This is a genomic window from Bacillus rugosus (assembly GCF_023238245.1).
Taxonomy (GTDB): Bacteria; Bacillota; Bacilli; order Bacillales; family Bacillaceae; genus Bacillus; species Bacillus rugosus.
Genome location: NZ_CP096590.1, coordinates 837,261 through 864,227, shown reverse-complemented (window position 1 = coordinate 864,227; position 26,967 = coordinate 837,261). Strand labels below are relative to the sequence as shown.

General features: G+C 46.8%; 24 protein-coding genes and 1 pseudogene. 10 read left to right on the top strand and 15 right to left on the bottom strand.

Annotation, left to right across the window (positions count from 1 at the left end):
- Positions 1–35 precede the first annotated feature (35 nt).
- A complete protein-coding gene (locus M0696_RS04295) occupies positions 36–1,298 on the bottom strand; it encodes a pectate lyase (RefSeq protein WP_222143779.1) in 1,263 nt (420 codons plus the stop codon).
- Between the two features lie 193 nt (positions 1,299–1,491).
- A complete protein-coding gene (locus tag M0696_RS04290; RefSeq protein WP_003223026.1) occupies positions 1,492–1,839 on the bottom strand; it encodes a YflT domain-containing protein in 348 nt (115 codons plus the stop codon).
- A gap of 242 nt (positions 1,840–2,081) precedes the next feature.
- On the opposite strand from M0696_RS04290, the gene M0696_RS04285 reads away from it, so the two are divergent.
- From M0696_RS04285 to M0696_RS04260, 6 genes are all read left to right on the top strand, one after another.
- Positions 2,082–2,450, top strand: a complete 369-nt coding sequence (locus M0696_RS04285; RefSeq protein WP_166853931.1) for a YfmB family protein — start codon at positions 2,082–2,084, stop codon at positions 2,448–2,450.
- 109 nt (positions 2,451–2,559) lie between these two features.
- A complete protein-coding gene (gene yfmC / locus M0696_RS04280) occupies positions 2,560–3,507 on the top strand; it encodes a Fe(3+)-citrate ABC transporter substrate-binding protein YfmC (RefSeq protein WP_166853932.1) in 948 nt (315 codons plus the stop codon).
- Between the two features lie 72 nt (positions 3,508–3,579).
- Positions 3,580–4,581, top strand: a complete 1,002-nt coding sequence (gene fecD, locus M0696_RS04275; RefSeq protein WP_003223017.1) for a Fe(3+) dicitrate ABC transporter permease FecD — start codon at positions 3,580–3,582, stop codon at positions 4,579–4,581.
- Positions 4,578–5,579, top strand: a complete 1,002-nt coding sequence (gene yfmE / locus M0696_RS04270) for a Fe(3+)-citrate ABC transporter permease YfmE (protein WP_222143778.1) — start codon at positions 4,578–4,580, stop codon at positions 5,577–5,579. The genes fecD and yfmE overlap by 4 nt, the downstream gene beginning before the upstream one ends.
- A gap of 12 nt (positions 5,580–5,591) precedes the next feature.
- The gene (gene yfmF / locus M0696_RS04265; RefSeq protein WP_166853934.1) at positions 5,592–6,392 is read left to right on the top strand and encodes a Fe(3+)-citrate ABC transporter ATP-binding protein YfmF; all 801 of its coding nucleotides are present in this window, start codon (positions 5,592–5,594) and stop codon (positions 6,390–6,392) included.
- Between the two features lie 360 nt (positions 6,393–6,752).
- Positions 6,753–7,772, top strand: a complete 1,020-nt coding sequence (locus M0696_RS04260) for an NADP-dependent oxidoreductase (protein ID WP_222143777.1) — start codon at positions 6,753–6,755, stop codon at positions 7,770–7,772.
- A 53-nt stretch (positions 7,773–7,825) separates the two neighbouring features.
- Here M0696_RS04260 and M0696_RS04255 read toward each other — a convergent pair whose 3' ends face one another.
- Together M0696_RS04255 and M0696_RS04250 are read right to left on the bottom strand one after the other, a co-directional pair.
- Positions 7,826–8,272: a GNAT family N-acetyltransferase gene (locus M0696_RS04255; RefSeq protein WP_166853936.1), complete on the bottom strand. Its 447-nt coding sequence runs from the start codon at positions 8,270–8,272 to the stop codon at positions 7,826–7,828.
- Between the two features lie 68 nt (positions 8,273–8,340).
- Positions 8,341–9,471, bottom strand: coding sequence for a DEAD/DEAH box helicase (locus M0696_RS04250; protein ID WP_166853937.1), 1,131 nt, complete (start codon positions 9,469–9,471; stop codon positions 8,341–8,343).
- 174 nt (positions 9,472–9,645) lie between these two features.
- Between M0696_RS04250 and M0696_RS04245 the strand changes: the two genes are divergently transcribed.
- A complete protein-coding gene (locus M0696_RS04245; protein ID WP_222143776.1) occupies positions 9,646–11,202 on the top strand; it encodes an ABC-F family ATP-binding cassette domain-containing protein in 1,557 nt (518 codons plus the stop codon).
- Positions 11,203–11,505: 303 nt separating this feature from the next.
- Here M0696_RS04245 and M0696_RS04240 read toward each other — a convergent pair whose 3' ends face one another.
- The 6 genes and pseudogenes from M0696_RS04240 to yfmT form a co-directional block, all read right to left on the bottom strand.
- Positions 11,506–12,702, bottom strand: a complete 1,197-nt coding sequence (locus M0696_RS04240) for an MFS transporter (protein WP_248602539.1) — start codon at positions 12,700–12,702, stop codon at positions 11,506–11,508.
- 64 nt (positions 12,703–12,766) lie between these two features.
- The gene (locus M0696_RS04235) at positions 12,767–13,189 is read right to left on the bottom strand and encodes a MerR family transcriptional regulator (protein ID WP_166853941.1); all 423 of its coding nucleotides are present in this window, start codon (positions 13,187–13,189) and stop codon (positions 12,767–12,769) included.
- Between the two features lie 123 nt (positions 13,190–13,312).
- Positions 13,313–13,759: a YfmQ family protein gene (locus M0696_RS04230; RefSeq protein ID WP_166853942.1), complete on the bottom strand. Its 447-nt coding sequence runs from the start codon at positions 13,757–13,759 to the stop codon at positions 13,313–13,315.
- 123 nt (positions 13,760–13,882) lie between these two features.
- The gene (locus M0696_RS04225) at positions 13,883–15,772 is read right to left on the bottom strand and encodes an ABC-F family ATP-binding cassette domain-containing protein (RefSeq protein WP_166853943.1); all 1,890 of its coding nucleotides are present in this window, start codon (positions 15,770–15,772) and stop codon (positions 13,883–13,885) included.
- A gap of 133 nt (positions 15,773–15,905) precedes the next feature.
- A pseudogene (locus M0696_RS21110) lies at positions 15,906–16,271 on the bottom strand (methyl-accepting chemotaxis protein); the annotation flags it as partial.
- Positions 16,272–16,780: 509 nt separating this feature from the next.
- Positions 16,781–18,238 carry a benzaldehyde dehydrogenase gene (gene yfmT, locus M0696_RS04215; RefSeq protein WP_041906763.1) on the bottom strand — a complete coding sequence of 486 codons (1,458 nt, stop codon included), beginning with the start codon at positions 18,236–18,238 and terminating at the stop codon, positions 16,781–16,783.
- Positions 18,239–18,484: 246 nt separating this feature from the next.
- On the opposite strand from yfmT, the gene bcaP reads away from it, so the two are divergent.
- The 3 genes from bcaP to M0696_RS04200 all read left to right on the top strand — a co-directional run bounded on the left by bcaP (position 18,485) and on the right by M0696_RS04200 (position 22,025).
- The gene (gene bcaP, locus M0696_RS04210) at positions 18,485–19,870 is read left to right on the top strand and encodes a branched-chain amino acid transporter BcaP (protein WP_166853946.1); all 1,386 of its coding nucleotides are present in this window, start codon (positions 18,485–18,487) and stop codon (positions 19,868–19,870) included.
- Positions 19,871–19,976: 106 nt separating this feature from the next.
- On the top strand, positions 19,977–20,684 hold the full coding sequence (locus M0696_RS04205) for a YjjG family noncanonical pyrimidine nucleotidase (RefSeq protein WP_222143774.1): 708 nt from the start codon (positions 19,977–19,979) through the stop codon (positions 20,682–20,684).
- Between the two features lie 111 nt (positions 20,685–20,795).
- Entirely contained in the window at positions 20,796–22,025 is a 1,230-nt protein-coding gene (locus tag M0696_RS04200; RefSeq protein ID WP_248602538.1) for an MFS transporter, read from the top strand.
- Between the two features lie 27 nt (positions 22,026–22,052).
- On the opposite strand, the gene M0696_RS04195 is transcribed toward M0696_RS04200, so the two are convergent.
- From M0696_RS04195 to M0696_RS04175, 5 genes are read right to left on the bottom strand one after another with little or no spacing between them, the layout of a single operon-like run.
- The gene (locus M0696_RS04195; RefSeq protein ID WP_166854710.1) at positions 22,053–22,988 is read right to left on the bottom strand and encodes a putative nucleotide-diphospho-sugar transferase; all 936 of its coding nucleotides are present in this window, start codon (positions 22,986–22,988) and stop codon (positions 22,053–22,055) included.
- A gap of 14 nt (positions 22,989–23,002) precedes the next feature.
- On the bottom strand, positions 23,003–24,166 hold the full coding sequence (locus M0696_RS04190; protein WP_166853949.1) for a glycosyltransferase family 2 protein: 1,164 nt from the start codon (positions 24,164–24,166) through the stop codon (positions 23,003–23,005).
- Between the two features lie 28 nt (positions 24,167–24,194).
- Entirely contained in the window at positions 24,195–25,106 is a 912-nt protein-coding gene (locus tag M0696_RS04185) for a putative nucleotide-diphospho-sugar transferase (protein ID WP_166854711.1), read from the bottom strand.
- A gap of 23 nt (positions 25,107–25,129) precedes the next feature.
- On the bottom strand, positions 25,130–26,098 hold the full coding sequence (locus M0696_RS04180) for a GDP-mannose 4,6-dehydratase (protein WP_166853950.1): 969 nt from the start codon (positions 26,096–26,098) through the stop codon (positions 25,130–25,132).
- Positions 26,099–26,104: 6 nt separating this feature from the next.
- Positions 26,105–26,869, bottom strand: a complete 765-nt coding sequence (locus M0696_RS04175; RefSeq protein ID WP_248602537.1) for a glucose-1-phosphate cytidylyltransferase — start codon at positions 26,867–26,869, stop codon at positions 26,105–26,107.
- Positions 26,870–26,967 lie beyond the last annotated feature (98 nt).

Here is a 26,967-nt window from a genome sequence, read left to right as displayed (position 1 = left end):
ACAAAGGTGAGCAGACCTTTGTGTTTTTTCATTTCTTAATTCAGTTTACCCGCACCCGCTTGAGATATAACATTCGATTTTACATTCGCGGAAGCATCGATTGTGCCATGAAGAGACGGTGTCCAACCGACAGAAGAGCTCAGCCCGTTTGCAGCCGATGCGCTGATCTGCGTGCCATTCAGCAATGTGCCTGAGTCATATAAAGCAGTCCCCCCGCTGAAAACACTGATCGTTTTAGCAGCTGACAGTCCAGGCACGTCAATGACATTGTTTTGAGCGTAGATTTTAGATGATTTTCCGATCCCCCACACATAGCTGAAGGCATAATCTGAGGAGCTTGTGCTGCCTTCATAATAGTTGTTGTAAACGTGCACCTGCCCGAAGCGGACTCTCGGTGCGCGCTGGACGATATTTTTATAGCGGTTATGATGCAGCGTAATTTTTAATTTGCCGTCATCAGATGTTTTGCTGTCGCTTGATCCGAAAATAGAGCTTTTATCATGATCGTGATAATAGTTGTAAGACATCGTGATATAGTTAGCGCCGTTAGAGGCATCGGTTTGGCCGTCATGGTGCTGATATTTTCTGCCGAAATACTTTGGCGATGTGCTGTCCGGACGTGAGCCGTCATTAAATGTACAGTGATCGATCCATATGTGCGTACCGCCGTTTATCGTGATGTTGTCGTATTGTGAGTTCCAGTTTCCTGAGCTTCCGTCAGTCGGATCCCATTGCGGGAAATAATCATAAGCGTCTTGGAATTCAATGTTGCGGATGATGACATTATCACTCTTAATCTGGAAGTTTCCGCCCACGACCTTGGCATTTGTCCCTGAACCGACGATCGTCGTGTTTGCAGGAATATCCACCATGACCCGTGCTTTTTGATTTTTCTGAGAGCGTGCTCTCGCCTCTTCTAGTGTCCCCGAAGGCTCTTTTTTGCCCCATGTGCTAGGATCATAGGCTTTCAAATATTTGTCCAAATCGTATTCTGGATCTTTATAGTCATTTAGGCCAAGCGGCTTTAGATTGCCATCGACGTTCATGTCAATCGTCCCCTTGATATAAATGATTTTTGGCGTTGTGTTAGTGTCCTTGCCTAATGCCGAGACAAGCTGGTTTCTGTTGCTGACGGTATACACGTTCGAAGACGATGCTTTTGATCCGCCTGTTGTACCGGTCGAGTACGCGCCCCAGCCATCATTTGATCCTAATGTCTGATGGCCTAAATCAGCCGCGTTCGCGCCAGCTGGAGTCAAACCTAAAAGCAGAGCCGTGGCTAACATCACTTTTTTCATTCACTATGAACCCCCATTTTCTATTTTGTGAGATTATATTCCAATTTCTCACAAAGATATGATAGCAAATTGAGAGACATCCAGAACCGAAAATGTTCCGCTATCGGATTGCGGCATTCTGCAAAACATACACCGCAAAGACCGCAAAAAAACCCAAAAAGCCAAATTTGGCCTTTTGGGTTATATCCCTGCATTATGCCCAGGATTTCACTTTTTCATTATCGGTCACAAAGAGAAGCACTTTCCCTTCATCTAAGCGTTTTTCGAATTGAGCGGCTTCATCCTCAGAAAAACCGATTTCATGAATTTTATTGCGGAGCTCGTCTCCTTTTTTATTAAACACATTTCCTACAGCATGCTTGATACCCGTTTCTTTGGCTCCGATCGTGTTGGCGTTCGTGTTGTCTGCCAGCCGTTCCGTTCTGTCATCGTCGTGAGCTAAGACGTATACATCTTCTTTCGCAACACCCATTTGCTGTAATTCTTCTACATCCTTCATGAGCTGTTCGTCGTTTGTATACTCTTTTACAACTGGTTTCATTCCGACATTCCTCCTTCATGATTACTATATTTCTTTCATACCCGGTCACACATAGATGAAACAGATTCCAGAACATTGAAGAGAAAAACAGGAAGAATGGTAGTAGCCATTTATTTTCCGTCCATGGTAAAGTGATAGAAACGACAATATTTTCAGAAAAGTTCAAATTCGAAGAGAAACCGCTGCACGGAGCAAACGATCATGAATTGCTGTCTTTATCCGTACGAGCAGGAGGTATGTCAATGCAATACTTTTCACCAGAACAGCAATACAATGCATGGGTTGTGAGTGATTTAGTCAAACAGATTTTCCATCAGCGATCCGGCTGTTCACCCGGAATTCACGAGCTTTCGGCCTTTGCTGAGGAACATTTTCATATCGATATCGACTTTGTTTTCTCGATTATTATGAATATCGGCGACATTGAATTCGCACTCGCAGAAGAAATAGAAAAGAAATTGTCCAGCTATCTCGGCGCTCTCCTTCCATATGTCAACGCTGAAATGCTCGAAACCTCTAAAGCAAATGCCAATGCGTTTTTATCCCGCAGACATGGCAATGCTGTATACCATTTATTTGTGTCTGATGATGCTTTCATGAAAAAGCAGTAAAACTGCAGCTTTCTTTACTAAAAAAATATTGACATGATGAGCCATGCTATTATAGTGTTTACATATGATAATGATTCTCATTACTAAATCTAAAAAAAGGAAGAATGACATGCGCACCTATTCTAACAAGTTGATTGCCATCATGAGTGTTTTATTAATCGCCTGCTTCATTGTATCCGGCTGTTCATCCAGCCAGAATAACAGCGGAAGCAGCGAAAGCAAGTCAAAGGATTCTAGAGTGATCCAGCACGAAGAAGGAAAAACGACAGTAAGCGGAACACCTAAACGGGTGGTTGTCCTTGAGCTTTCATTCTTGGATGCTGTATACAATCTCGGCATTACGCCGGTGGGCATCGCCGATGACAACAAAAAAGATATGATTAAAAAGCTTGTCGGCAGCTCAATTGATTATACATCTGTAGGCACACGCAGCGAACCAAATCTTGAGGTCATCAGTTCCTTGAAGCCTGATTTAATTATCGCTGACGCTGAGCGCCATAAAAACATTTATAAACAGCTGAAACAAATCGCCCCGACGATTGAATTAAAAAGCCGGGAAGCGACATATGACGAAACGATCGACAGCTTTACAACCATTGCTAAAGCATTAAATAAAGAAGACGAAGGAAAAGAAAAGCTTGCCGAGCACAAAAAAGTCATCAACGATCTAAAAGCGGAGCTTCCGAAAGATGAAAACCGCAATATCGTTCTCGGGGTTGCAAGAGCAGATTCCTTCCAGCTTCATACGTCATCATCATATGACGGAGAAATCTTTAAAATGCTCGGCTTTACACACGCTGTGAAGTCAAATGAAGCCTATCAAGAGGTCAGCCTCGAGCAATTGAGCAAAATCGATCCGGATATTTTGTTCATCTCAGCCAACGAAGGCAAGACAATTGTAGACGAGTGGAAAAAGAACCCGCTCTGGAAAAATCTCAAAGCGGTGAAAAACGGACAAGTCTATGATGCGGACCGTGACACTTGGACAAGATTCAGAGGCATCAAGTCTAGTGAAACAAGCGCCAAGGACGTGCTAAAAAAAGTGTATAATAAGTAGGACAAATGAGAAGCGAGGGGAAATCCTTGCTTCTTCGTTTTTGCAACCAGACGCAGTAAGGAAGTGAGACTGTTGTATCATTCAGCCAAACGGCGCTCATCATCAAGACTGATGATGTTCATCATCGCACTGATCATTTTGATATTCGGGCTTGGGCTGAATCTTTCAGTAGGAGCCTCAGACATCGGAATCATAGATTCATTGAAATATCTTTTTGTATGGGATGGTTCAAAGGAACAGCTCATCATCTCCACTCTCCGCCTTCCCCGCACATTAATCGGCGTATTCGTCGGAGCCAGCCTAGCCGTTGCAGGGGCGCTGATGCAGGCCATGACCAGAAACCCTCTGGCTTCACCTCAAATTTTCGGTGTGAATGCGGGTGCTTCGCTTTTTGTCGTTGCTTCTCTCGTCATTTTGCCGGCATCGCCCTATTCTTCCGTTGTATTCGCTTTTGCGGGTGCGGCTGCAGGCGGCGCGATTGTGTACATGATTGCCTCATCCGGCGGAATGACACCTGTCAAACTGGCATTGTCGGGAATGGCGGTGCATCTGTTCCTCTCCTCCATGACACAGGCCATCATTATTTTAAATGAGTCGGGAGAAGATGTTCTGTACTGGATGACAGGCGCGATTGACGGAAGCAATTGGCAGGACGTCATGACCATCGCTCCGTTTTCTGTCATCGGCATCGGGCTTGCCCTCGTGTTTTCCGGTTCTGTTTCTGTACTTGGTCTCGGAGACGAAACAGCAAAAGGGCTTGGGCAAAATATGAACGGCATCCGGATTCTGATCAGTTTTATCATTTTAATTCTTTCCGGCGCTTCCGTAGCTGTCGCCGGGCCGATCGGCTTTGTAGGACTGCTCGTTCCGCATATTGTCCGCAAGCTGATCGGAGAACATTATCAATACGTGCTTCCGTTTTCGGCGCTGTTCGGTGCCATTTTGCTGGTGTACGCAGATGTTCTGGCCAGATGGATTGCATTTCCTTATGAATCACCGGTCGGCATAGTCACCGCGATTATCGGAACACCATTTTTCTTATATTTGGCAAGGAAAGGGCGAAATCTGAAATGAAGAACACAACCAGAAAACAAAAACGCCCCTTACTGGCGATACTCATACTGGCCGTGATTCTGATCATTCTGTCCGTCATCAGCATCGGCTTCGGTGCATTATACATTTCACCGGGTGCAGTGGTGACGAACTTGCTGGGACTGGATCACTCCTTTGAATTCATCATCCAGCAATACCGCCTTCCACGGATTATATTAGCGATTTTGGCCGGTGCCGGGCTTGCCGCGGCCGGTGCGATTTTGCAGGGTGTCATCCGCAACCCGCTCGCTTCCCCGGACGTTATCGGCATTTCAAAAGGGTCCGGACTTGCGGCGATGGCTGTCATTCTGATCTTCCCTGAATCGCCGGTATACGTGCTTCCGTTCTCTGCATTTGCCGGAGCAGCCATTATTGCTGTACTATTATTAATGATAGCCCGAAAAAAAAGCATTCAGCCCTCTTCATTGGCTTTATCAGGCATCGCCTTAGGCGCGGTCTGCCATGCCGGGATGCAATATATGATGGTCAAGTTTCCGGGCGACGTGAATGCTGCACTCATTTGGCTGACAGGCAGCCTATGGGGAAGAAACTGGGAAGAAGTTAAGCTGCTTGCGCCATGGCTTTTGGTTCTTTTGCCGATCGTCTGCATTCTCATACCAAAGCTGGATCTTATGTCACTCGGTGATGAGCTTGCGCAGGGTCTCGGCGAAAACGCAAACCGGCTGAGATTCATCCTGATTTTCACCGCGGTTGCACTGGCGGGAAGCTGTGTAGCCGTCGTCGGCTCAATCGGTTTTATCGGCTTGCTTGCTCCGCATATTGCCAGACGGCTTACCGGAGAAAAAGCTAAATATTTACTGCCTGCATCGGCATTGATTGGTGCTATTATATTATTAATTGCAGATACGTTAGGGCGCGGCATCATGCCTCCGGTTGAAATACCGGCCGGAATATTGACAGCCGTGATCGGCGCGCCTTATTTCTTATATTTATTGAAATTCGAAGCGAGGAAACAGTAGGGAGAGGATACCATGGGAAAACTGGCTGCAGACCAGCTCACTCTTTCATATGACAGCACAGTGATTATTGACGGAGTCGACTTAAAGATAGAAGAAGGAAAAATCACTGCGCTCATCGGCGCCAATGGCTGCGGGAAATCAACAATCCTCAAATCGCTCGCCAGGCTGATGGCTCCAAAAAGCGGTACGGTCCTATTGGAAGGAAAAGATATACATCGCCAGCCATCAAAAGAAGTCGCAAAAAAACTGGCCATTCTTCCTCAATCTCCTCAGGCTCCTGAAGGATTGACGGTAGAGGAATTATGCTATTTCGGCAGACATCCTCACAAAAAGCTGTTATCCAAGCATACTCAAGAGGACCACGACATGGTAAAGTGGGCGCTGGAAGCAACGGGCATGGTTGAGCTGAAAGAACGGACACTGGATGCCCTATCCGGCGGCCAAAGACAACGAGCATGGATTTCCATGGCGCTTGCGCAAGGCACTGATTTGCTTTTGCTTGATGAACCAACCACGTATTTAGACATTTCACACCAAATTGAAGTGCTTGAGCTGCTGAAAAAGCTAAACCGCGATCATGGCCGCACCGTAGTCATGGTGCTCCATGATTTAAACCAGGCCGCTCAATATGCGGACTATCTAATCAGTGTGCTGGACGGAAAAATATACAATGCCGGAACACCGGAAGATGTGTTTACCCAGCCATTTTTCCGTGAAGTCTTCGGCTTGGAATGCTGCATCATGAGAAGCCCGATCGACCAGAAGCCCATGTGCCTGCCGACGGGACTGTGCCCGAAATTACGGGCGAAATGAAAAGGAGAGGAGCTCCTCTCCTTCCAGACTGTTGAACAAAAGCTCAAAACGATAACCGTTTTGAGCTTTTGTCATCCTTTCAGCATGATCGAAAATCCTTGAAGTCTAGGAAGAACGAGCATTGGAGCAGACTTCCGCAGGATGCGGTGACAGGGGTATTTGAGCAGGACGCTCAGTTTTTAGCCGCTGATCATTTCTCAAGTAAGCACCGACGCACAGTTCTGACAACGATTGCGAGGGTTTGTCAACATGCTGAAAAGGAGAGGAACCCCCTCTCCTTTTTTGTATGCCGACTTACCTTTTGTATTTCATCACTAGTCCGTGTTACATTGGTGTCAATCAAGTAGTAGGAGGATGAATATGACAAAAACTCAACAGCAGATTCAATTAGCCAGACGTCCGCAAGGGGCTCCCGTTCATGAAGACTTCCGCTTTGAAACGATCCCTGTCCCTGAACCCCAGCAGGGTGAAGTGCTTATCAAAACGCTTTATGTATCGGTTGACCCTTATATGCGCGGCCGTATGCAGGATACAAAGTCATATGTTGAACCGTTCGCCTTGGATGAAGCGCTCTCTGGCGGGGTTATTGCTGAAGTCGTGTCAAACGGTGATCATCTAAAAAAGGGCGATATCGTCATCGGAAACCTCAGCTGGCAGGAATTTTCCGCTGTAAGCGAGTCTGCCTTGCGAAAAATTGATACAAGCCTCGCTCCCGCTTCGGCCTATCTCGGCATTTTGGGAATGACCGGTTTGACAGCATATTTCGGATTGCTGGACATCGGGCGTCCGAAAGAGGGTGAAACCGTGGTCGTCTCTGGAGCTGCGGGAGCCGTCGGTTCAGCTGTCGGGCAGATTGCCAAAATCAAAGGCGCGCGAGTCGTGGGCATCGCAGGCTCCGATGAGAAAATCGCGTTTTTAAAACAGGAGCTTCAGTTTGACGAAGCCATCAATTACAAAACAGCAGATGATATCCAAAAAGCGCTTGAAGACGCTTGTCCTGACGGTGTCGATGTGTATTTTGACAATGTCGGCGGGCCGATTTCAGATGCGGTCATGAACCTGCTCAATGAATTTGCCCGCATTCCGGTGTGCGGCGCCATTTCTTCCTACAACGCGGAAAGTGAAGCAGATGACATGGGCCCTCGCGTCCAATCGAAGCTGATCAAAACAAAGTCGCTGATGCAAGGGTTTATCGTAGGCGACTACTCTGATCGTTTTTCTGAGGGAGCAAAACAGCTGGCCGAATGGCTGAAGGACGGAAAGCTCCATTACGAGGAAACCATTAAAGAAGGCTTCGAAAACATTCCTGACGCGTTTCTCGGCTTATTTAAAGGCGAAAATAAAGGAAAACAGCTGATCAAAGTCAGTGATCCGAGCTGACATGATAATGAAAACACGGAGGGATTTTTGCCCTCCGTGTTTTTTGTGTATGCTCAGGTGCGAAGAATCAAAGTGAGAAAGCCATCTTCATCAGGTTCCGGGTCCTCCATAGTAAATCCAGCTCCTTGAAAGCAAGCCAAACTGATTTGATTGTCTTCCTCAATGCATGCAGCCCACTCTCTCACCCTAATAAAATCAGGATCATTCAGCAGTTTTTTTAATATCTGTTTTCCGTATCCTTGAAGCCGGTACATAGGATTGACGATCATTCCAATATACGCCCGCTCCTCCACGAACTCCATAACGGCCATCCCTGCCGGCAGCTGCCCGTCATATGCCATGATGACAGTATCGTCTTCATCTTTATTCACTCGTGCATACCACACATCTAATGGCAGCATCCCATCCATTCTTCGCATGGTATCCTCATTTTCAAACCATTGTTCAAGAATTTTCAGCTCAGGCTCCTTCAATCTTTCAAACCTGTCTATTGAAGCCATCTCCTCACCCCGCACGAATCTTTTTCTACTATTTTACAGCAAAAAAGAAGGGCTTACCGCCCTCCTTTTTATTTCGTCTTCAATTTTCCGCCTGTATAAACAGCTTCACTCAGCTCTACGCCCAGCTTCTTCGCCATTTTTTTCAGCTTTGATTCTTCCAGTTTCGTCACGAGGCTCAGCACGTTGCCTTCTTTTCCGGCACGGCCTGTTCGGCCTGATCTGTGAATATAGCCGTCTTCGTCAGGAATATCAGCATGGATCACGTATGGCAGATTTTCAATATCCAAGCCGCGTGCAGCAATGTCAGTCGCCAATAAGAGCGGGAATTCTCCGTCTTCGAATGCGGCAATGATTTTCGCCCGCTCCATTTTTTTCGCTTCACTGTGCAGAACGCCGAGATCGACATGGTGATACGCTAGCTTTTCCGCATACACACTCAGGTTGCCGATGTCTCTCACAAATACAAGCGCCTGCATGCCTTGGAGTCTTGACAGCTTTTGCAGCAGCTTCACTTTGTCGCGCTGGTCGCAAATCAGATATTGATGCTTCACTTTCCCAGCTTCCGTCTTGCTTCGCTGCACCTTCAACACCTCAGGCTCTTGCGCCAATTCGCGGAGCACGTCCTCTGTTTCCTTTTTGAGGGTGGCAGAAAAACATAGAAGCTGCCGGTCTCTTAATGTCGTTTTAATGATTTGCTTCATCGTTTCGCGATGCTCCGGCAGGATAAGCTGATCCGCTTCATCAAGCACGATCGTTTTCACTTCATGCATCTTTAATTTCTTCGCTTTAATCAGTTCAAATACCCTGCCCGGCGTGCCGACAATGATATGCGGATGTTTCTTCAGCTTTTCGACCTGCTTCTTCACATTTGCCCCGCCGATTAAGGAAGCCGCGCGCAGCTCTGATCCCGCTTTCCAATCCTGAATCACCTGAAAGATCTGCATCACCAGCTCACGCGAAGGCGCTAAGATCACTGTCTGCGGATGCTTCTGATCTGGTTTGATCCGTTCCAAAACCGGCAGTGCGTATGCAAGTGTTTTGCCCGTGCCTGTCGGAGATTCCGCGATGACATCCTTTCCGTCCATGATTAGCTGTGCTGTTTGCTCCTGAACAGGGGTTGGCTTTTGAAAGCCGGAAGTATTCCAATTCTCTTGTATAAATGATTGTGCATTATGTAAAAATGGCCAAGTTTGCGTCATTTTTGTTCTCCTCAATTCCTGAAATCTATTCCATAGTATCTCAAAACCTCGCCCGGAACGCAATTTTTCTTTTTCTTTCCTATACCTTTCAACATTCCGCTTCCTCCTTTATAATCAAAAGGGTGAATATTACACGCCGATTGTGCGTGTTTGATAAACGATAGAGGTGTAAACATGAGTATTTTATCTGTAAAGGATTTAAGCCACGGCTTCGGTGACCGGGCCATTTTTAATAACGTCTCCTTCCGCCTGTTAAAAGGCGAGCACGTCGGGCTGATCGGCGCAAACGGTGAAGGAAAATCAACCTTCATGAATATTATTACCGGAAAGCTTGAACCTGATGAGGGAAAAGTCGAATGGTCAAAAAATGTCCGTGTCGGCTACCTAGATCAGCATACCGTGCTGGAAAAAGGAAAATCCATCCGTGACGTCCTGAAAGACGCATTCCATTATTTATTTGCGATGGAAGAAGAAATGAACGAGATTTACAACAAAATGGGCGAAGCTGATCCCGACGAGCTCGAAAAGCTGCTTGAAGAAGTCGGTGTGATTCAAGACGCGCTGACGAACAATGACTTTTATATCATTGATTCCAAAGTGGAAGAAATTGCCCGCGGCCTCGGCTTGAGCGATATCGGATTAGAGCGTGATGTCACTGATTTGAGCGGCGGACAGCGCACCAAGGTTCTTCTCGCCAAGCTGCTTCTTGAAAAGCCGGAAATTCTGCTTCTCGATGAGCCGACCAACTATCTTGATGAACAACATATCGAATGGCTGAAACGTTATCTGCAGGAATACGAGAACGCGTTCATCTTGATTTCCCATGACATTCCGTTCTTAAACAGCGTCATCAACCTGATTTATCACGTTGAAAATCAAGAACTGACACGCTATGTCGGTGACTACCATCAGTTTATGGAAGTCTACGAGGTGAAGAAGCAGCAGCTTGAAGCGGCCTACAAAAAGCAGCAGCAGGAAGTCGCGGAGCTGAAGGATTTCGTTGCCCGCAACAAAGCGCGTGTCAGCACGAGAAACATGGCGATGTCCCGCCAAAAGAAACTCGATAAGATGGATATGATCGAGCTTGCGGCAGAAAAGCCAAAGCCGGAATTCCACTTTAAGCCGGCGAGAACGTCAGGCAAGCTGATTTTTGAAACGAAGGATCTGGTGATCGGTTACGATTCCCCGCTGTCACGTCCGCTGAACCTCCGCATGGAGCGCGGCCAAAAAATCGCCCTTTACGGCGCTAACGGGATCGGAAAAACGACATTGCTGAAAAGCCTGCTTGGTGAAATCCAGCCGCTTGAAGGCTCGGTTGAACGCGGCGAGCATCTCTATACCGGCTATTTTGAGCAAGAGGTCAAGGAAACAAACAACAATACTTGTATTGAAGAGGTGTGGAGTGAATTCCCTTCTTATACGCAGTATGAAATCCGGGCCGCTCTGGCAAAATGCGGACTGACGACAAAGCATATCGAAAGCCGCGTCTCCGTATTAAGCGGAGGCGAAAAAGCGAAAGTCAGATTGTGCAAGCTGATCAATTCAGAAACAAACCTGCTGGTGCTCGATGAGCCGACAAACCACTTGGATGTCGACGCGAAGGAAGAGCTCAAGCGCGCCCTCAAAGAATATAAGGGCTCCATTCTGCTCATTTCTCACGAACCAGACTTTTATATGGATATCGCGACAGAAACGTGGAACTGCGAGTCTTGGACGACGAAAGTGCTTTAAATCGAAGAAAACCCGCCTGCTGAAGGGCGGGTTTTTTAGTGCCACTTTTTCTGAATGATTATTATGATGCCATTATAACTGATAATAAATACTGACAATAAAGGGTATAACATCATCATCTGCAAAAAAGAATTCAATGTGAATGGGCTTCAGTATACTATTCGATCAGCTCGTGCACAGAAGCTGCTGCATTAAGCTGTAGATAGATGGAGAAACGGAAGAAAGACGAGGATTTTATTGATATATCTGGTTTTGCACAACGACTAAAAAAAGACACTGCTTCACGAGCAGTGTCTTTCGTTATTAATGTCCCGCCTTAATTCCAGCAAGATGTTTACGTCCCATGAGAAGGACAAGCATGCCGACAAGAACGACGATTCCACCTACCGTATACGGTGTGCTTGCTGTGAAGTGCTCTGACAGCATTCCCGCAATCCACGGAGCGATCGCGCCGCCGATGAAACGGACTGAGCTGTAGGCTGAAGACGCAATTGAACGTTCAACCGGCGCAGCCCCCATCACAGCTGTTGTCATAATCGTGTTGACCATACCAAGGACAGCACCAGCGACAACGATACAAGTAATAATCAATGTCTGATGGTCTGTCCAAATTCCCATGATGATGAGAATGACCGCAAAGGCGATAAAGAGCACGACCAGCGAACGCACTGTGCCCAGCGCTTTGTGCACGAGCGGCGCCGTAAAGACTGACGTAACAGCCAACAGAAGGCCCCAGCCAAAGAAGACATATCCGAGACCGTGTTCATCTAAATTCAGTACGAACGGAGAATAAGCAAGCAAAATAAAAAATCCAAAGTTGTATAAGAACGCAGATACCGCCATCGTCAGCAAGCCTTTATATTTGAGTGCCTTCATGGCATCAAACACACCGACGCGTTTCGCCGGTTTCGGCAATTTTGGCAGCATCAAAGAAATCGCGATTAACGCAATAAACATCAGGACAGATACCCCGAAAAACGGTGCGCGCCATGAAATACTTCCAAGCTCTCCGCCTGCAAGCGGTCCAACAGAAATCCCGAGACCGAGCGCAGCTTCATACAAAATAATCGCTTGGGCGCTGCCCCCGACTGACACGCCGACGATGACCGCAAGCGCAGTTGAAATAAACAAAGCATTACCTAATCCCCAGCCGCCGCGATAGCCGACTAGCTGAGCAATTGAGCTTGAGCTGCCCCCAAGCCCCGCAAACACAATAATAAAAATAAGTCCGAGAATTAATGTCCATTTCGCGCCAATGCGGCTGGAAATGGCGCCTGAGAAAAACATCATAAATCCGGTTACAAGCAAATAACTTGTAAACAAGAGTGATACTTCACTAGGTGAAGCATGTAATTGTGCTGCAATTGCCGGAAGAATTGGATCGACCAGCCCGATTCCCATAAAGGAAATCACACAGGCAAACGCGACAGCCCATACAGCTTTCGGCTGACTGAGCAAGCCCGTTTTCTGATTCTGATTCACTTGTTTTGTCTTATCCATTTGACCTGACCTCCATCTTTATTCCATTAAAAGAAACGCTACAAAATAGCGTTTGAGAAATTTTTCATTCGATTGATTGAATGGCACGTTCTGCTTTATTTTTCATGCCTTGCAGGCGTTCTTTAAAGCTTTGGAATGTGCGGATTTTCTTATCAATCAAATCCAGCTGGTGATTCAGGGTTTCCTGAATTTCCTCCAGTTTTTCTTTCCGTTCCTTAGGATCCAGTGACAACAAATACCCCTCTTTGTTTAACTCTAGCTGGCGGCTGGTTTCCATGAAATGCTGAAGTTCCTGAAGGGAAAAACCGAGCACTTCTTTTGTGCTGATGACTTTCTCAAGCTCCTCCATATCATCCTCTGAATAAAGCCTCACGCCGCCGTCTGTCCGTTTCGGCGCCGGAATCAAGCCGATTTCTTCATAAAACCGGATGGTCCGCTTTGTCAGCCCGCTTCTTTTGGCTACTTGATCTATCTTCATCCATTCCAAGGTAAATCCCCCTTCGCCGTTTCTGTTCCCATTATACACCTTTTAAACCTTAACGTAAACGTTAAGGTTTAAAAAACAATAAAAAAGACGAGTGCATCAATCACCCGTCGTTCACTGTCCTGTTTAAGCCAAACTTCCAGTTACTGATAGAGGCTGCTTTTGAAGGCTATCAGAAAGCAATTGATACGCAATGACTTTCTTCTTGTACTGTTTCACGACGTCGATATGGTCGTCGTAGCGGTACACAAACAGCTTCACATCTTTTTTGCCTTTTTTCGTATCTATCACCAGCGGCGTGCCGCCGTTTTCTGGATGTAAATAACGCTCTTCATCACCCGGGTAAATATAATATTTCTCCAGGAAGACAGCATCGTTAAATTGGTCTATCACTTTCCGCTTCTCTTCACCTTCGAGACGTTTTCCATTTAGAGAGAGAACAGCATTTTCGTCACTTAGCTTGGCATGCACCTCGAATTTGCTGAGCAGCCATTCCATGACGCCTGTTGGAAGACAGGTTAATACGATTTTCACCAGACTCATGAGGATTAACATCACGATGGTCCATGTCATACTTCATCATCTCCGTTAGTTTTCCATGTGTCTTTGACACACAATTCCATCCTATCATAAGCTGGCCGGTTCGTTTTTGTACATTATGTGAAAAAAGCACGGCCTGCTGCGGGCCGCGCTTTTTTAGCTTTCCAGCTCTTCTATCATGAGAGACAATTCTGTCCAACGGTCCATAGCAGCCTCAAGCTCTTCCGCTGTTTTCGCCTGCTTGGCCATCAGCTCTTGGATTTTTCCGAAATCGCTGCCTGCTGCGGCGATGTCAGCTTCAAGCTGTTCATGCTGTTCTTCCAACTGGGCAATTTTGTCTTCAATCCCATCCCATTCAATCTGGTCCTTGTAGGAAAGCTTTTTCCGTTTTTTCTTCAGCTCCGCTTCGGCCGGTTTTGCTTCAGCAGCCGGCTTTTCAGCTATTTTCTTCGCTTTTGTCTCCTCCATATAGTCGCTGTAGGAGCCTTGGAAGCGGGAAATGACGCCATTTCCTTCAAACACAATCAAACGGTCGACGACACGGTCAAGGAAGTAGCGGTCATGGGATACGGTGATGACGACGCCAGGGAACTGGTCGATATAATCCTCCAGTACGCTTAATGTTTCAGTATCCAAATCGTTCGTCGGCTCATCGAGAAACAGGACATTCGGCTCCTGCATGAGAACCTGAAGCAAGTATAAACGGCGTTTTTCTCCTCCGGACAGCTTGCGGATATACGTCTGCTGCATCGAACGCGGGAAGAGGAAACGCTCCAGCATTTGTTCAGCTGTAATGATATCGCCATCCGCTGTTTTTACGACCTCCGCCGTTTCTTTTATATAGTCAATGACCTTTAACTCGCCATTCATTTCACTATGATCCTGGGTATAGTAGCCGATTCTGACGGTCTGGCCGATCGCAATATGGCCGCCGTCTGGAGTATGACGGCCGGCAAGGGCGTTTAACAGCGTTGTTTTTCCGATGCCGTTTGGCCCGATGATCCCAATCCGTTCACCCGGTATGACCAGCTCATTAAAGCGATCGACGAGCATGCGGCCGTCATAAGCGATCATCACATTTTCCGCTTCAATGACCTGTTTACCAAGACGGTGGGAGCCAATCGCAAAGTCGAGTGAGCCAGATGACTGAGGGCCTTTCTGCTCCTTAAGCGCCTCCACTCGGTCAATTCTCGCCTTTTGTTTTGTGGAGCGCGCTTTCGCTCCCCGTCTCAGCCAAGCCAGTTCGCGGCGCAGCAGGTTTTGCCGCTTCGTTTCCTTTTGCTCAGCCTGCGCTTCCCGTTCCGCGCGTTTTTCTAAAAACACTTCATAGTTGCCTTTGTACGTGTAGAGACTGCCTCGTTCGAGCTCATAAATGCGGTTGGTGACACGGTTTAAGAAATACCTGTCGTGTGTCACCAGCATGACGGAGCCGGGATATTGACTTAAATATCCTTCAAGCCACTCAATCGTTTCATTATCCAAATGGTTCGTCGGCTCGTCTAAAATGAGCAGATCAGCGGGCTGAATTAAGTTTTTGGCAATCGCCACCCGTTTTTTCTGACCGCCTGAGAGCTCGTTGACTGGCTTTGTGACGTCGTTAACGCCCAGCTTAGACAATACGGTTTTCGCCAAGGTGTTTGCATCCCATGCGTTGTTCGCATCCATTTTCGCCTGCGCAGCCAGCAGGTGCTTTTGGCGCTGTTCATTTTCAGGATCTTCCCCCAGTTCATACAGCGCTTTTTCATATTCACGCAAGGTTTTCATCACAGCAGATTCACCGGAATAGATATGCTCCAGCACAGTTTGCCCCGCAGGCAGCTCTGGGTCTTGATGAAGAAATTCAACGTGCACGCTGCCTGATTTCGTGATGTCTCCCTCTTCGATAGATTCCAAGCCGGCGATCACTTTCAGCAGCGTGGATTTTCCTGTTCCGTTCGGCCCGATTAATCCGATTCTCTCATTCTCTTCAATATGAAAGGAGATATGGTCAAATAATGTTTTATCTCCGTATGTTTTATACAGATTTTCCGCTTTTAATATACTCATGATTCCTATCAATCCTCACGTAAGTTCATGTGTACATTTTAAATCAGCCGCTGGAATAAAACTAGTAAAACGTCAGACAAATTTCATGGAAATGCAGGATAGAAAAAAGACCGGGGACATCTGTCCCGGTCTCTTATTCTTCCTCAAGCGCTTTTTCTGCCATTTTTGCGAGATGCTGCGCACTTCCTGAAATCTCCTGCATCGTGGCGGAAATTTGCTCAACGGCAGCGGCTTGTCCGTCTGTATGCTGATTAATCGACTCAATTGATTCCTCCAGCCCTTTCAGCAGGCTGTGAATTTTTTTCGTGATCTGGTCAATCTGGCCGACATTTTCTTTCGAATGCGTCGCTAGCTTTCTGATCTCATCTGCGACGACAGAGAAGCCTTTTCCTGACTCCCCTGCTCTGGCCGCTTCGATTGCGGCGTTTAAGCCGAGCAGGTTGCTTTGGTCAGAGATGCCTTTCACGGTTACTGAAATATCGGCGATTTCACCGGCGCTTTCGCTTACCTTTTTCGCCTGAGAGGAAATGCCTGACATTTGAGTTGAAAACCCATTGATTGAATCCGAAATATCGGAAATGGCTGCAGCCGTTTGTTCAACGACAGCTGATAAGCTTTCTGCTACATCATGCAGCTTTGAGGACTCCTCAAGGCTCGTTCCGAGGCCGACGCCCCCTATCACTCTTCCATTCTCGTCGTGGAGCGGGATGGCACGTGCAATCAATGGGAAGCCGAACAACTCTTTCGGAACCATGCTCGTCTTCTTCTGATTGGTGCGGATGGCATCTGTGATAATATCCCCTTCCTGCAGCGGATCGCCGGCTTTTACGTTTAGAGAAAAGGTTTTGGCTGGTATATTCACAAGTAATTTTTCCGTATCGTAAATGCCGATTGTAATATCATCTTGGACCAGGCTGTTTAAATAAGGGGCTACTTTGACAAACGCGTCCAGAAGGTCTGCCGTTTCTTTTTCCGTTTTTATGCTCAATTCCATTCACTCCTTTTTTATTAATAAGGGAAGCTGCGTTTTTCGTGCTGGACCGAGATCCATTTCAGCGTCGTAAATTCTTCAAGGCTCCACTCACCGTTCAAACGGCCGAGACCTGATTGCTTTTCACCGCCGAAGGCCACATTTGGTTCATCATTGATTGTCGTGTCATTGACATGTATCATGCCTGTTTCAATGCGCTTCGCAAAAGCCACGCCGCGCTCAAGATTTGAGGTATGTACGGCTCCGCTCAAGCCAAACGGCGTTTCGTTTGCGATATCCACCGCTTCGTCTTCTGAATCAAACTTCATAAAGGAGACGACAGGTCCGAACAACTCTTCCTTGGCAATGCTCATGAACGGTTTCACGTCTTTTAAGATCGTCGGTTCCACGATCGTCCCGTTAAACCCGCCAAGCTTCACTGGAACAGCGCCTTCTTCAATCGCTTTCTCAACAGACTTCATCAGCCCGTCCGTCTGTCTGCTGTTGATTAAAGGCCCGATAATTGTATCAGGGTCCATCGGGTCGCCGACCTTCAGCGATTCCACTTTTGCCTGATACATTTCAAGGAACTTATCATAAATTGATGAGTGAACAAGTACGCGGTTGGCTGACATGCAAATCTGTCCTTGGTGTGTAAATCGGCTGAACACCGCCGCATTAACCGCATATTCTATATCTGCATCCTCAAGCACGATGAAGGCGCTGTTGCCGCCGAGTTCAAGAAGCGGCTTTTTAAAATGCTTCATCGCAAGCTGGCCGATGTAGCTGCCGACTTTTGTCGAGCCTGTAAATGAGATGATCCGCGGTACCGGGTGTTCGACAAAGCTGTCTCCGATTTCTGCAATGTCTGTGACAACCACGTTCAGCAGCCCCTCTGGAATTCCCGCGTTCTCAAAAATTTTGGCAATCAGCGTGCCGCCGCAAATCGGCGTTTCTTCATGCGGCTTTAACACGACGCCATTGCCTGCTCCGAGCGCGGGCGCCACTGATTTCATAGATAAAAAGAATGGAAAGTTAAATGGACTGATAACACCGACAACGCCTGCCGGCACACGATATAATCTATTTTCCTTGCCGTCTATTGTTGACGGAAGAATTTTTCCTTCCATGCGGACAGGGAACGTTGCCGCTTCTTTCATGATGTTTTTGACAAGCCCGATTTCAAAAGCTGCTTTGAGCCTTGTTCCGCCAAGCTCTTCCATAATCAAATAAATGATGGCTTCTTCGTTCTCTTCGATATACGTGACGGCTTTTTCTAAAATGGTTCTTTTCTCAAACGGATTGACCGCATCCCATTTTTTCTTCGCCAGCGCTGCTGCCCGGTACGCTTCATCTACATCGTCAGCAGTCGCTTTTTGGAAGGTTGTGAATGTTTTTTGAGTATAAGGATTTTTGTTTTCCAATACATTTGGGCTGCTGCCCTCCTGCCATTTCCCGCCGATAAACTGTTTATTCAATTCTTCATATTGAAACATGGTCAGCATCTCCTTTTTAACCGCAAATCAAAATTGGGCGAATCTATTTTTTCTATCGGTTCACACTGCATAAAATTGAATATGTTATTAGTAAAAATTACTATCCTATCTTACGCCAACGCTGTTTCGCTTCTATCATTTAAAGCAGAAAAATATATGATTGACTGCGCCAAATTTCGACAATATAATACAACAAGAACTGTATATAATGATTAGAATATTTTGAATTTTCCGGGAGGAACTTTGATGAGTTCATTATTCAGAAAAAAACCGCTTGAAACATTGAGTGCGCAGAGCAAGTCAAAAAGCCTTGCCCGTACATTAAGCGCATTTGATTTAACCTTGCTTGGTATCGGTTGTGTGATCGGTACAGGGATTTTTGTCATTACAGGAACAGTGGCAGCGACCGGTGCAGGTCCCGCCCTCATCATCTCGTTTATTTTAGCAGGCCTCGCCTGTGCGCTCGCTGCCTTCTGCTATGCTGAGTTTTCGTCTTCGATTCCGATTTCGGGAAGCGTGTACTCATACTCCTATGTGACACTCGGAGAGCTGCTCGCCTTTTTGATCGGGTGGGATCTCATGCTTGAATATGTCATTGCACTGTCGGCGGTTGCCACCGGCTGGTCTTCATACTTTCAATCACTGCTTGCCGGCTTCAATCTTCATATTCCAGCCGCATTGACAGGAGCGCCGGGAAGCACGCCGGGCGCCATATTTAATCTTCCGGCTGCAGTGATCATTCTCATCATCACTGCGATTGTCAGCAGAGGCGTTAAGGAAAGCACACGTTTTAACAACGTCATCGTATTGATGAAAATCGGCATCATTTTATTGTTCATTATTGTCGGCATCGGCTATGTCAAACCGGATAACTGGTCTCCTTTTATGCCGTTCGGCATGAAAGGCATCATTGTCAGCGCGGCAACTGTGTTCTTCGCGTATCTAGGGTTTGACGCGGTTTCTAACGCTTCAGAAGAAGTGAAAAATCCGCAAAAAAACATGCCCGTCGGCATTATTTCAGCCCTTGCCGTCTGTACTGTTTTGTACATCACGGTATCGCTTGTTTTGACAGGCATGATGCCTTATACGAAATTGAATGTCGGAGATCCGGTGTCCTTTGCGCTTAAATTCGTCGGCCAGGACGCTGTTGCCGGAATTATTTCTGTCGGTGCGATTATCGGGATTACGACGGTTATGCTCGCTTTGCTGTACGCTCAGGTCCGTTTGACATTTGCCATGAGCAGGGACGGCCTTCTGCCTGGATTGTTCGCAAAGGTTCATCCGTCATTTAAAACCCCGTTCCGCAATACATGGCTGACTGGTATCGTTGCGGCGGGAATCGCCGGGTTGATTAACCTCGGAACGCTGGCCCATCTGGTGAACATGGGAACGCTGGCGGCGTTTACGGTTATTTCAATTGCTATTATCGTGTTAAGAAAGAAATACCCGGAAATCAAAGCGTCCTTCAGAGTGCCGTTCGTTCCGGTTGTGCCGATTATCAGTGCAGGCATCTGCCTATGGTTCATGTACAGTCTTCCCGGCGTCACATGGCTTTCATTTGTGATCTGGATCGCTGTCGGAACGCTGGTTTATTTCCTGTATTCTAGAAAACACAGCTTATTAAACAAATAATCTCTTTTCAGCCGGCGGTACAGACGTTCCAACCTCTCATCGCCGGCTTTTTCCCTTTTTTTATGTGCTATACTTTGAAGAACATATGAGAAAGGGAGACAAACTGATGAAACAATACCGCACGTTATTATTTGATGTAGATGACACCATCCTTGATTTTAAAGCGGCAGAAGCATTAGCACTGCGTTTGCTGTTTGAAGATCAGAACATTCCTTTAACAGATGAAATGAAGACGCAGTATCAAACAATCAATCAAGGTTTGTGGAGAGCCTTTGAAGAAGGAAACATCACACGGGATGAAGTCGTGAACACCCGTTTTTCCGCTTTGTTCAAGGAATTTGATTATGAGGCAGATGGTGCCTTGCTTGAACAAAAATACCGCAGCTTTCTTGAAGAAGGGCATCAGCTTATTGATGGCGCCTTCGATCTCATCTCAAGTCTGCAGCATCAGTTTGATTTGTATATCGTGACAAACGGCGTGTCTAGGACACAGTACAAGCGCCTCCGTGATTCAGGATTATTTCCGTTCTTCAAGGATATTTTCGTTTCTGAAGATACAGGCTTTCAAAAACCGATGAAGGAATACTACGATTACGTGTTTGAACGGATTCCCCAGTTTTCAGCGGAGCACACATTACTCATCGGCGATTCACTCACTGCCGATATCAAGGGCGGACAGCTCGCCGGACTTGATACTTGCTGGGTTAACCCTGACACGAAGCCGAATGAGTCCGAGATTATGCCAACTTATGAGATTCGCAAGCTTGAAGAGCTGTATCACATTTTGAATATCGAACATACCGTCAGCTGCTAATCATGCTGGCGGCTTTTCTTTTAGAAGAGCCTTTTTTCCTCTTGATAAATTCTTCACCTTATGAATAATATGGTGGTATGCTTTGGTTATATATGTAAGGAGGAGACTCAATTGGCTATCGCCGCCCCGCTAAAAGAAAAAACAGTTCAAAAACCCGGCACCACGGTGTATCCGATTTTGATTATCATCGGAATCTGCCACATGCTCAACGATTCGCTGCAAGCCGTGATTCCGGCCATGTTCCCTATTTTGGAACGCTCCATGAGCCTGACGTTTACACAGCTCGGCATCATCGCTTTCACATTAAACATGGTGTCATCTGTGATGCAGCCTGTCGTCGGCTGGTATACCGATAAACGGCCGCGGCCGTACGCCCTGCCAATCGGTCTGACCGCCAGCATGCTCGGCATTTTGGGCCTTGCATTTGCCCCTTCATTCATAACGATCTTATGCTGTGTGTTTTTCATCGGATTAGGCTCGGCCATTTTCCATCCAGAAGGCTCTCGTGTGGCGTATATGGCCGCCGGCACAAAACGCGGGCTCGCCCAGTCGATCTATCAGGTGGGCGGAAACTCAGGCCAGGCGATGGCGCCGCTGATCACCGCGCTGATCCTTGTGCCGCTCGGACAATTCGGCGCCGTTTGGTTCACGCTTGTCGCCGCGCTCGCTGTTATGTTTCTGCTGTATATTGCGAAATGGTACGCCGCACGTCTCGGAAGCCTTGCCCAGAAGTCAGGCAAACAAAAGAAAACGGCTGAAAACACGGCCATTACCAAGTCTGTTGTATCTGCTCTTATTATTATTATTTTTCTCATTTTTGCACGTTCTTGGTATACGAGTGCGATCGGCAATTTTTACACGTTTTACGCGATGGATACATATCACGTTAGCATTCAGCAGGCACAAAGCTATATCTTTGTCTTTTTGCTGTTTGGTGCTGTCGGCACGTTTCTCGGCGGCCCGCTGGCAGACCGTATCGGAAAACGCTTCGTAATCCTCGGTTCGCTGCTCTGCTCGGCGCCGCTGGCGATTTTGCTTCCATTTGCCGGCCCGGTGCTCGCCTATGGCGTGCTTGCGTTGATCGGTTTGGTTCTGATGTCGAGCTTTTCCGTAACGGTTGTCTATGCCCAGGAGCTTGTTCCTGGAAAAATCGGCACAATGTCCGGTTTGACCGTCGGGCTCGCCTTCGGGATGGGCGCGATCGGCGCTGTCGCGCTGGGCGCTCTCATTGACGCCGCGGGGCTGACCCCGACAATGATTGCCATTGCCTTTCTCCCTATCCTCGGTATTCTGGCCTACCTATTGCCGAGCGATCAGAAGCTGAGAGAATGGCATAGCTGAAAAACCCCTGCCATCGGCAGGGGTTTTTTAATCCAGCTGTATAAAATGAGTGTCAGGCACTGCGTGCTTCGGGATAAAGCCGTCAGCAAAGTCTGGGAACGCTGACTGAATTTCGTCAATCCATCTTTTCAGGTTTAGCACATACGGCATATAAATCATTTCAACTGTCGCTTCGTCTTCAATGCGGTAATACCAGCAAAGATTAAACTCTTTTTCCGTCACCAGTGTAAACCCGGAGAAATGATAGAAAATCAGCGGCGTTTCATCTACATACACACGGCCATCCTTGTGCCCGACCTTATAGTTTTCGATATTCCAAAGCGCTGTATTGGCTCCGATTGATTTGACTACATGCACACCTTTATACTGCGCCGGCCATTTCTCCACATAACGTTGATCGCCGTACGTCTTTCGTTCCGTATCCATTTCTACCGTACAAAGTGCAATGCAGTCCTGTCTCCACTGCCACACCGCTTCATATGCTTCCTTCGTATTTCCGGCACCGACAAAACCTGTGTTAAAGCGGCCGGTCCGTTCATAGTAGGGCATGAACCGCGGCGAGTTGCGGTGATCGGTCAAATACAGGGAAGCCGTTGGGTTTTCCGCAAAAATTCGTGCCGGATCAGAAAAGAAAAACAGGTCTGTATCCAGATGAGCAAAGTATTCTGCATCATTCCACTTGCTCATGACATGAAACAAAAAGGCCGGCTTCAATGTCCAACAATATTCATGAAACGTTCGATTGCTTTTCGCTTGCAGCAGCTCCGGGTCTTCCATTTCATGCAGCTGCACAAAGGTCACATGCTTCCATGGCACGTGTTGAAGCAATTCATACGCTTTCTGATCGACACACAACACATACAAATGAAAATCATCGCAATGCTCATGCAGAGAATGAATCATGGGCATCAGCTTAAAGATATGCGTTCTTGACACTATCGTTGAAAAATGAAATGTTCTCACCATACCACATCCAATTATCTAAGATCCACTTGCAGCAAATCGTTGACAAGCGCATACAGTGCATTGGCAAAATCGTTCACGCCAAGCTTTTTCTTCGCTTTTGGCAGAAGCTTGCGGACAGTTTGTAAATCAAAGTTTTTCGCCGTCACCCTTGGGGCTTTCTTTTGCCAATCCGGGTCAATGTTGCGCTCTTTAACAACATGGAGCAGCTCAAGAAACAGATTCAACAGCATGTCATATTTCTGAGATTCCAAAAGCTTATGAATATCAGCCATGATGCCGTTCGTCATGTCAGGAGGGAACGGCCCGTTAAAAGCGAGATGAACGTCTAAGGAGCGGATGTTGTTGTATTTATCGCACATATAAGCAATGTTTGCTCGAATATCGTCTACAGACTTACAATTGCTCGGGTGCTCCTGATGAACACTGACAATGTCGCGATGCAGCCTGAACGTCAGTCCGGCCTGATGAAGCCTGATCCCAAGGTCATAATCCTCGAACCCGTACCGAACAATGCCTTCATCAAATAAGCCGAGGTCAACCACATGCTTGCGTTTAACAGAGGAATTATTCGTGATAAAAAAGCGCCACGGCATATGATAGCCTTTCAGGTCATCGCCGTACTCATCTAAAATCTGCTTGAGCACGTCAATAAAATCGGTATCGAGGTCAAAGCTTTTATCCAGAAAGCTTCCGTTTTTGATGTCCGCTTCCTTCAGCAGCTTTTGTTTGTCTTTTTTCGGCATTTCGTCTACGCGCTTTGCGAGCTGTTCCTTATGTTCCTCTTCAAAGCGTTCATAATAAAAACTGTAGATCCGTTTCCAAAACAACCCGCATACGACGAGATTCTCTTCGTTCTCATGGGCTTTAATATGCTTTGCCACAAGGTCCTTTGCCGCAAGCATATCGCTGTCGTGAAATATTAGGATATCTCCTCTGGCATTGCGAAGCGCCTGATTTCGTCCGTACGCAATGCCCCTGTTTTCTTTAATCCGTGTAAAGATCAGCGGAAAATCCGCTTGAAACGACTCAAGCATCGAGAGCGTCCCGTCCTCAGAGCCATTGTCCGCTACAATGACTTCAAATTCTTCATCGCACTCCTGCTGATTTAATGACAGAAGGCTGTTATACAGGCGCTCCTTTGAATTATATGCAGGAATAATAACGCTTGCTTTCACTTCATTTTCACTTCCTGTATTTAATCATTTATTTGTTGTCATCTTTTGAAGCAAAACCGTTAAATTCAGGGTCCAACGTTTTGATGTGCTGAATGATATGCGGCAGCGTCTCTTGGTACAGTTCATGCATAAACGGCAGGTCTGTGCGGGTTGTTTCATGAATCTGTTTGATTTGATTGATGCTGACGATCCGGTATCCGCTGAAATGGTAAAAAATCAGCGGGCTGCCATCCTCTAGCACAATCCGGCCATCCTCCCAGGAAAACGTATGCTGTCCGTAGTTCCAGTGGCCGATGTTTACACCGGGTGTCGTAATGTCACACACATTCGGAAACAGCTGAGACATATAATCCAAATAGCCCTGATCACCGAATTTCCCTTCACCCGGGGCATTTTTGCATTCCTCAAGACAACGTTCCTTCCACCACTCCAAGCAGTCAGTGCCGGCATCATCATGCTTGAAACTGATAAAGCCTGAGTTATATCTGCCTAAAAGACGCTGCAGCATGTCAATCTGCTCTTTCTCAAAAGATGGGATTACGATATCACCCCGTGAAAGGAGCACCGAGCAGTCTGGCTGGTTTTCAAAAATCGGCGACGGATCAGTGTAGAAAAAGAGATCCCCGTCAATATACGTCACACGCTCCAGCTCGGGATTGCTGTTCAGCACAGCTTGCAGAAAGATCGGCTTCATCGTCCAGCAGTACTCGCTTTGATCTCTCGTTTCTTTCAGCTTCAAAAGCATTTCATTTTCGAGCGCGGCCACCGGCACAAGATTCAGCTGCTTCATCTTCAGTTTCTGTAAGACGCGGTGCGTATCTTCATCCATGCATAGCGTAAAAATGGGACTGTCTTGGTCAACTTGCTCTAAAGACTTAAATAAGGCGACTGCCTGATATAATCTCCCTTTTGATAAAACGGTGCAATACGCGCTGGTCACAGTCATGTTCACCTCGTTTCACATTACTTTTTGAAGAATTCCGTATACCACTCAATCGTTTTTTCAAGTCCTTCATCAATGGTGTAGGCTGGTGTCCAATTCAGCAGCTTCCTTGCTTTTTCCGCGGATAAATATTGATGTTTGATTTCATTGCTTCCCTGGTTCAGCACTTTCGGCTTCAGAGCACTGTTCATTTTCTTCAAGATTTTTTCTACCAGTTCAAGTACAGTCAGTTGGATCTCATTGCTGAAGTTAAAGGCCTCTCCGGCAAGATTGTTTTCCTCCATTTTTTCTGCCAGAAGCAAATAAGCCTGAACGGCATCTTCAATATAGAAGTAGTCGCGGACAAAGGTCCCGTCGCTGCGGATTTCAGGCGCTTTCCCGTTCAGCACAAGCTGAATCGTCTGCGGAATGATGCGGTTGAAGTTCAAATCCCCGCCGCCGTAAAGGTTCCCGCAGCGCGTGATGCAGACCGGGAGCCCGTACGTGTGAAAATACGTGTGGCTGATCAGATCTGCACAGCTTTTCGAGACGTCGTACGGATGCTTGCCTTGCAGCGGCATATTTTCATCGTACGGAAGGTTTTCTTGATCGCCGTATGCTTTATCACTAGAAGCGACAATCACCCGCTTTATTAACGGATGCTTTCGGCAGGCTTCGAGAATATTCCATGTGCCGAGGATATTCGCTTCAAAGGTAGAAATCGGATTGCGGTTCGCCACGCCGACAATCGCTTGAGCGGCGAGGTGAAAGACTGTGTCAATTTCATACTCGCCAAGCGCGCGTTCAATCACAGGCAAGTCTTCAAGAGAGCCCCGCACGATGTTCATTTTCTTTATATGTTCTCCTTGATAAAGGTTAGATTGAGGCACATGATCCCTGACAAGCCCCGTAACGTTTGCACCCTGTTCGATCAGCTCTTTCACCAAATAGCTTCCTAAAAGACCTGTACACCCCGTGACAAATACGTTTTTGTTTTTCCAGAAACTCAAATCAGTTCACCATACCTTCCATACTTGTTGTCCTTGATCCCACATTTTGTTGACTTCTAAGAGATTTTTATACGTATCGATGGCCGTCCAAAATCCATAATGGCGGTACACGGCAAGCTCCCCGTCTTTGGCAAGGTTCTTCAGCGGTTCATCTTCGAACATCATGTTCCCGTCCTTCGGCAAATATTCGAAAATCTTGGGACTGAGAACAAAGAATCCGCCGTTGATAATTCCGTCACTCGATGTCTTCTCAGAAAATGTTTTCGCCATGCCGTCCTCAACCGTCAAGGTGCCGAACTGCGAGACTTTGTCAATGCCGGTGACAGTCGCGGCAGTCCCTTTTGTCTGATGATAGCTGATGAGATGGAAAAGATTGATATTGGCCAGCCCGTCTCCATAGGTGAGCAGAAACGTTTCATCGCCGATATAGTCTTTTGCCTGCATGATTCTTCCGGCTGTCAGTGTGTCTTCCCCTGTCTCCAAAAACGTAATTTTCCACGTTTCAGGCTGCCCCAGCATCTGCACCTCTCCCGTAGAGCAGTCGAGTGTCAGGCTGTTGTGCTTCCATTCATAGTCGAGAAAGTATTCTTTGATTTTTTCTCCTTTATAGCCCAAAAGCAGAATAAACTCGTTTACTCCGTAGTACTGATAGATTTTCATAATATGCCATAGAATCGGTTTGCCGCCTATCGTGGCGAGCGGTTTAGGAATGTCATTCGTGACTTCACTCATTCTCGTTCCTTTTCCGCCGCAGAGAATGACCGCTTTCATCTCTACCCCTCATCTCTATGAATATTGAGTTCGAAACCTGGTACATCTTTACAATCTATCAAGGCGTTTCCCCGATAATTTGTCCACTTCAATACCGG

Bases quoted from the DNA above. Each gene is read 5' to 3' on its own strand.
- M0696_RS04295 (WP_222143779.1), bottom strand. From the start codon at position 1,298: ATGAAAAAAGTGATGTTAGCCACGGCTCTGCTTTTAGGTTTGACTCCA.
- M0696_RS04290 (WP_003223026.1), bottom strand. From the start codon at position 1,839: ATGAAACCAGTTGTAAAAGAGTATACAAACGACGAACAGCTCATGAAG.
- M0696_RS04285 (WP_166853931.1), top strand. From the start codon at position 2,082: ATGCAATACTTTTCACCAGAACAGCAATACAATGCATGGGTTGTGAGT.
- yfmC (WP_166853932.1), top strand. From the start codon at position 2,560: ATGCGCACCTATTCTAACAAGTTGATTGCCATCATGAGTGTTTTATTA.
- yfmE (WP_222143778.1), top strand. From the start codon at position 4,578: ATGAAGAACACAACCAGAAAACAAAAACGCCCCTTACTGGCGATACTC.
- yfmF (WP_166853934.1), top strand. From the start codon at position 5,592: ATGGGAAAACTGGCTGCAGACCAGCTCACTCTTTCATATGACAGCACA.
- M0696_RS04260 (WP_222143777.1), top strand. From the start codon at position 6,753: ATGACAAAAACTCAACAGCAGATTCAATTAGCCAGACGTCCGCAAGGG.
- M0696_RS04255 (WP_166853936.1), bottom strand. From the start codon at position 8,272: ATGGCTTCAATAGACAGGTTTGAAAGATTGAAGGAGCCTGAGCTGAAA.
- M0696_RS04250 (WP_166853937.1), bottom strand. From the start codon at position 9,471: ATGACGCAAACTTGGCCATTTTTACATAATGCACAATCATTTATACAA.
- M0696_RS04245 (WP_222143776.1), top strand. From the start codon at position 9,646: ATGAGTATTTTATCTGTAAAGGATTTAAGCCACGGCTTCGGTGACCGG.
- M0696_RS04240 (WP_248602539.1), bottom strand. From the start codon at position 12,702: ATGGATAAGACAAAACAAGTGAATCAGAATCAGAAAACGGGCTTGCTC.
- M0696_RS04230 (WP_166853942.1), bottom strand. From the start codon at position 13,759: ATGACATGGACCATCGTGATGTTAATCCTCATGAGTCTGGTGAAAATC.
- M0696_RS04225 (WP_166853943.1), bottom strand. From the start codon at position 15,772: ATGAGTATATTAAAAGCGGAAAATCTGTATAAAACATACGGAGATAAA.
- yfmT (WP_041906763.1), bottom strand. From the start codon at position 18,238: ATGTTTCAATATGAAGAATTGAATAAACAGTTTATCGGCGGGAAATGG.
- bcaP (WP_166853946.1), top strand. From the start codon at position 18,485: ATGAGTTCATTATTCAGAAAAAAACCGCTTGAAACATTGAGTGCGCAG.
- M0696_RS04205 (WP_222143774.1), top strand. From the start codon at position 19,977: ATGAAACAATACCGCACGTTATTATTTGATGTAGATGACACCATCCTT.
- M0696_RS04175 (WP_248602537.1), bottom strand. From the start codon at position 26,869: ATGAAAGCGGTCATTCTCTGCGGCGGAAAAGGAACGAGAATGAGTGAA.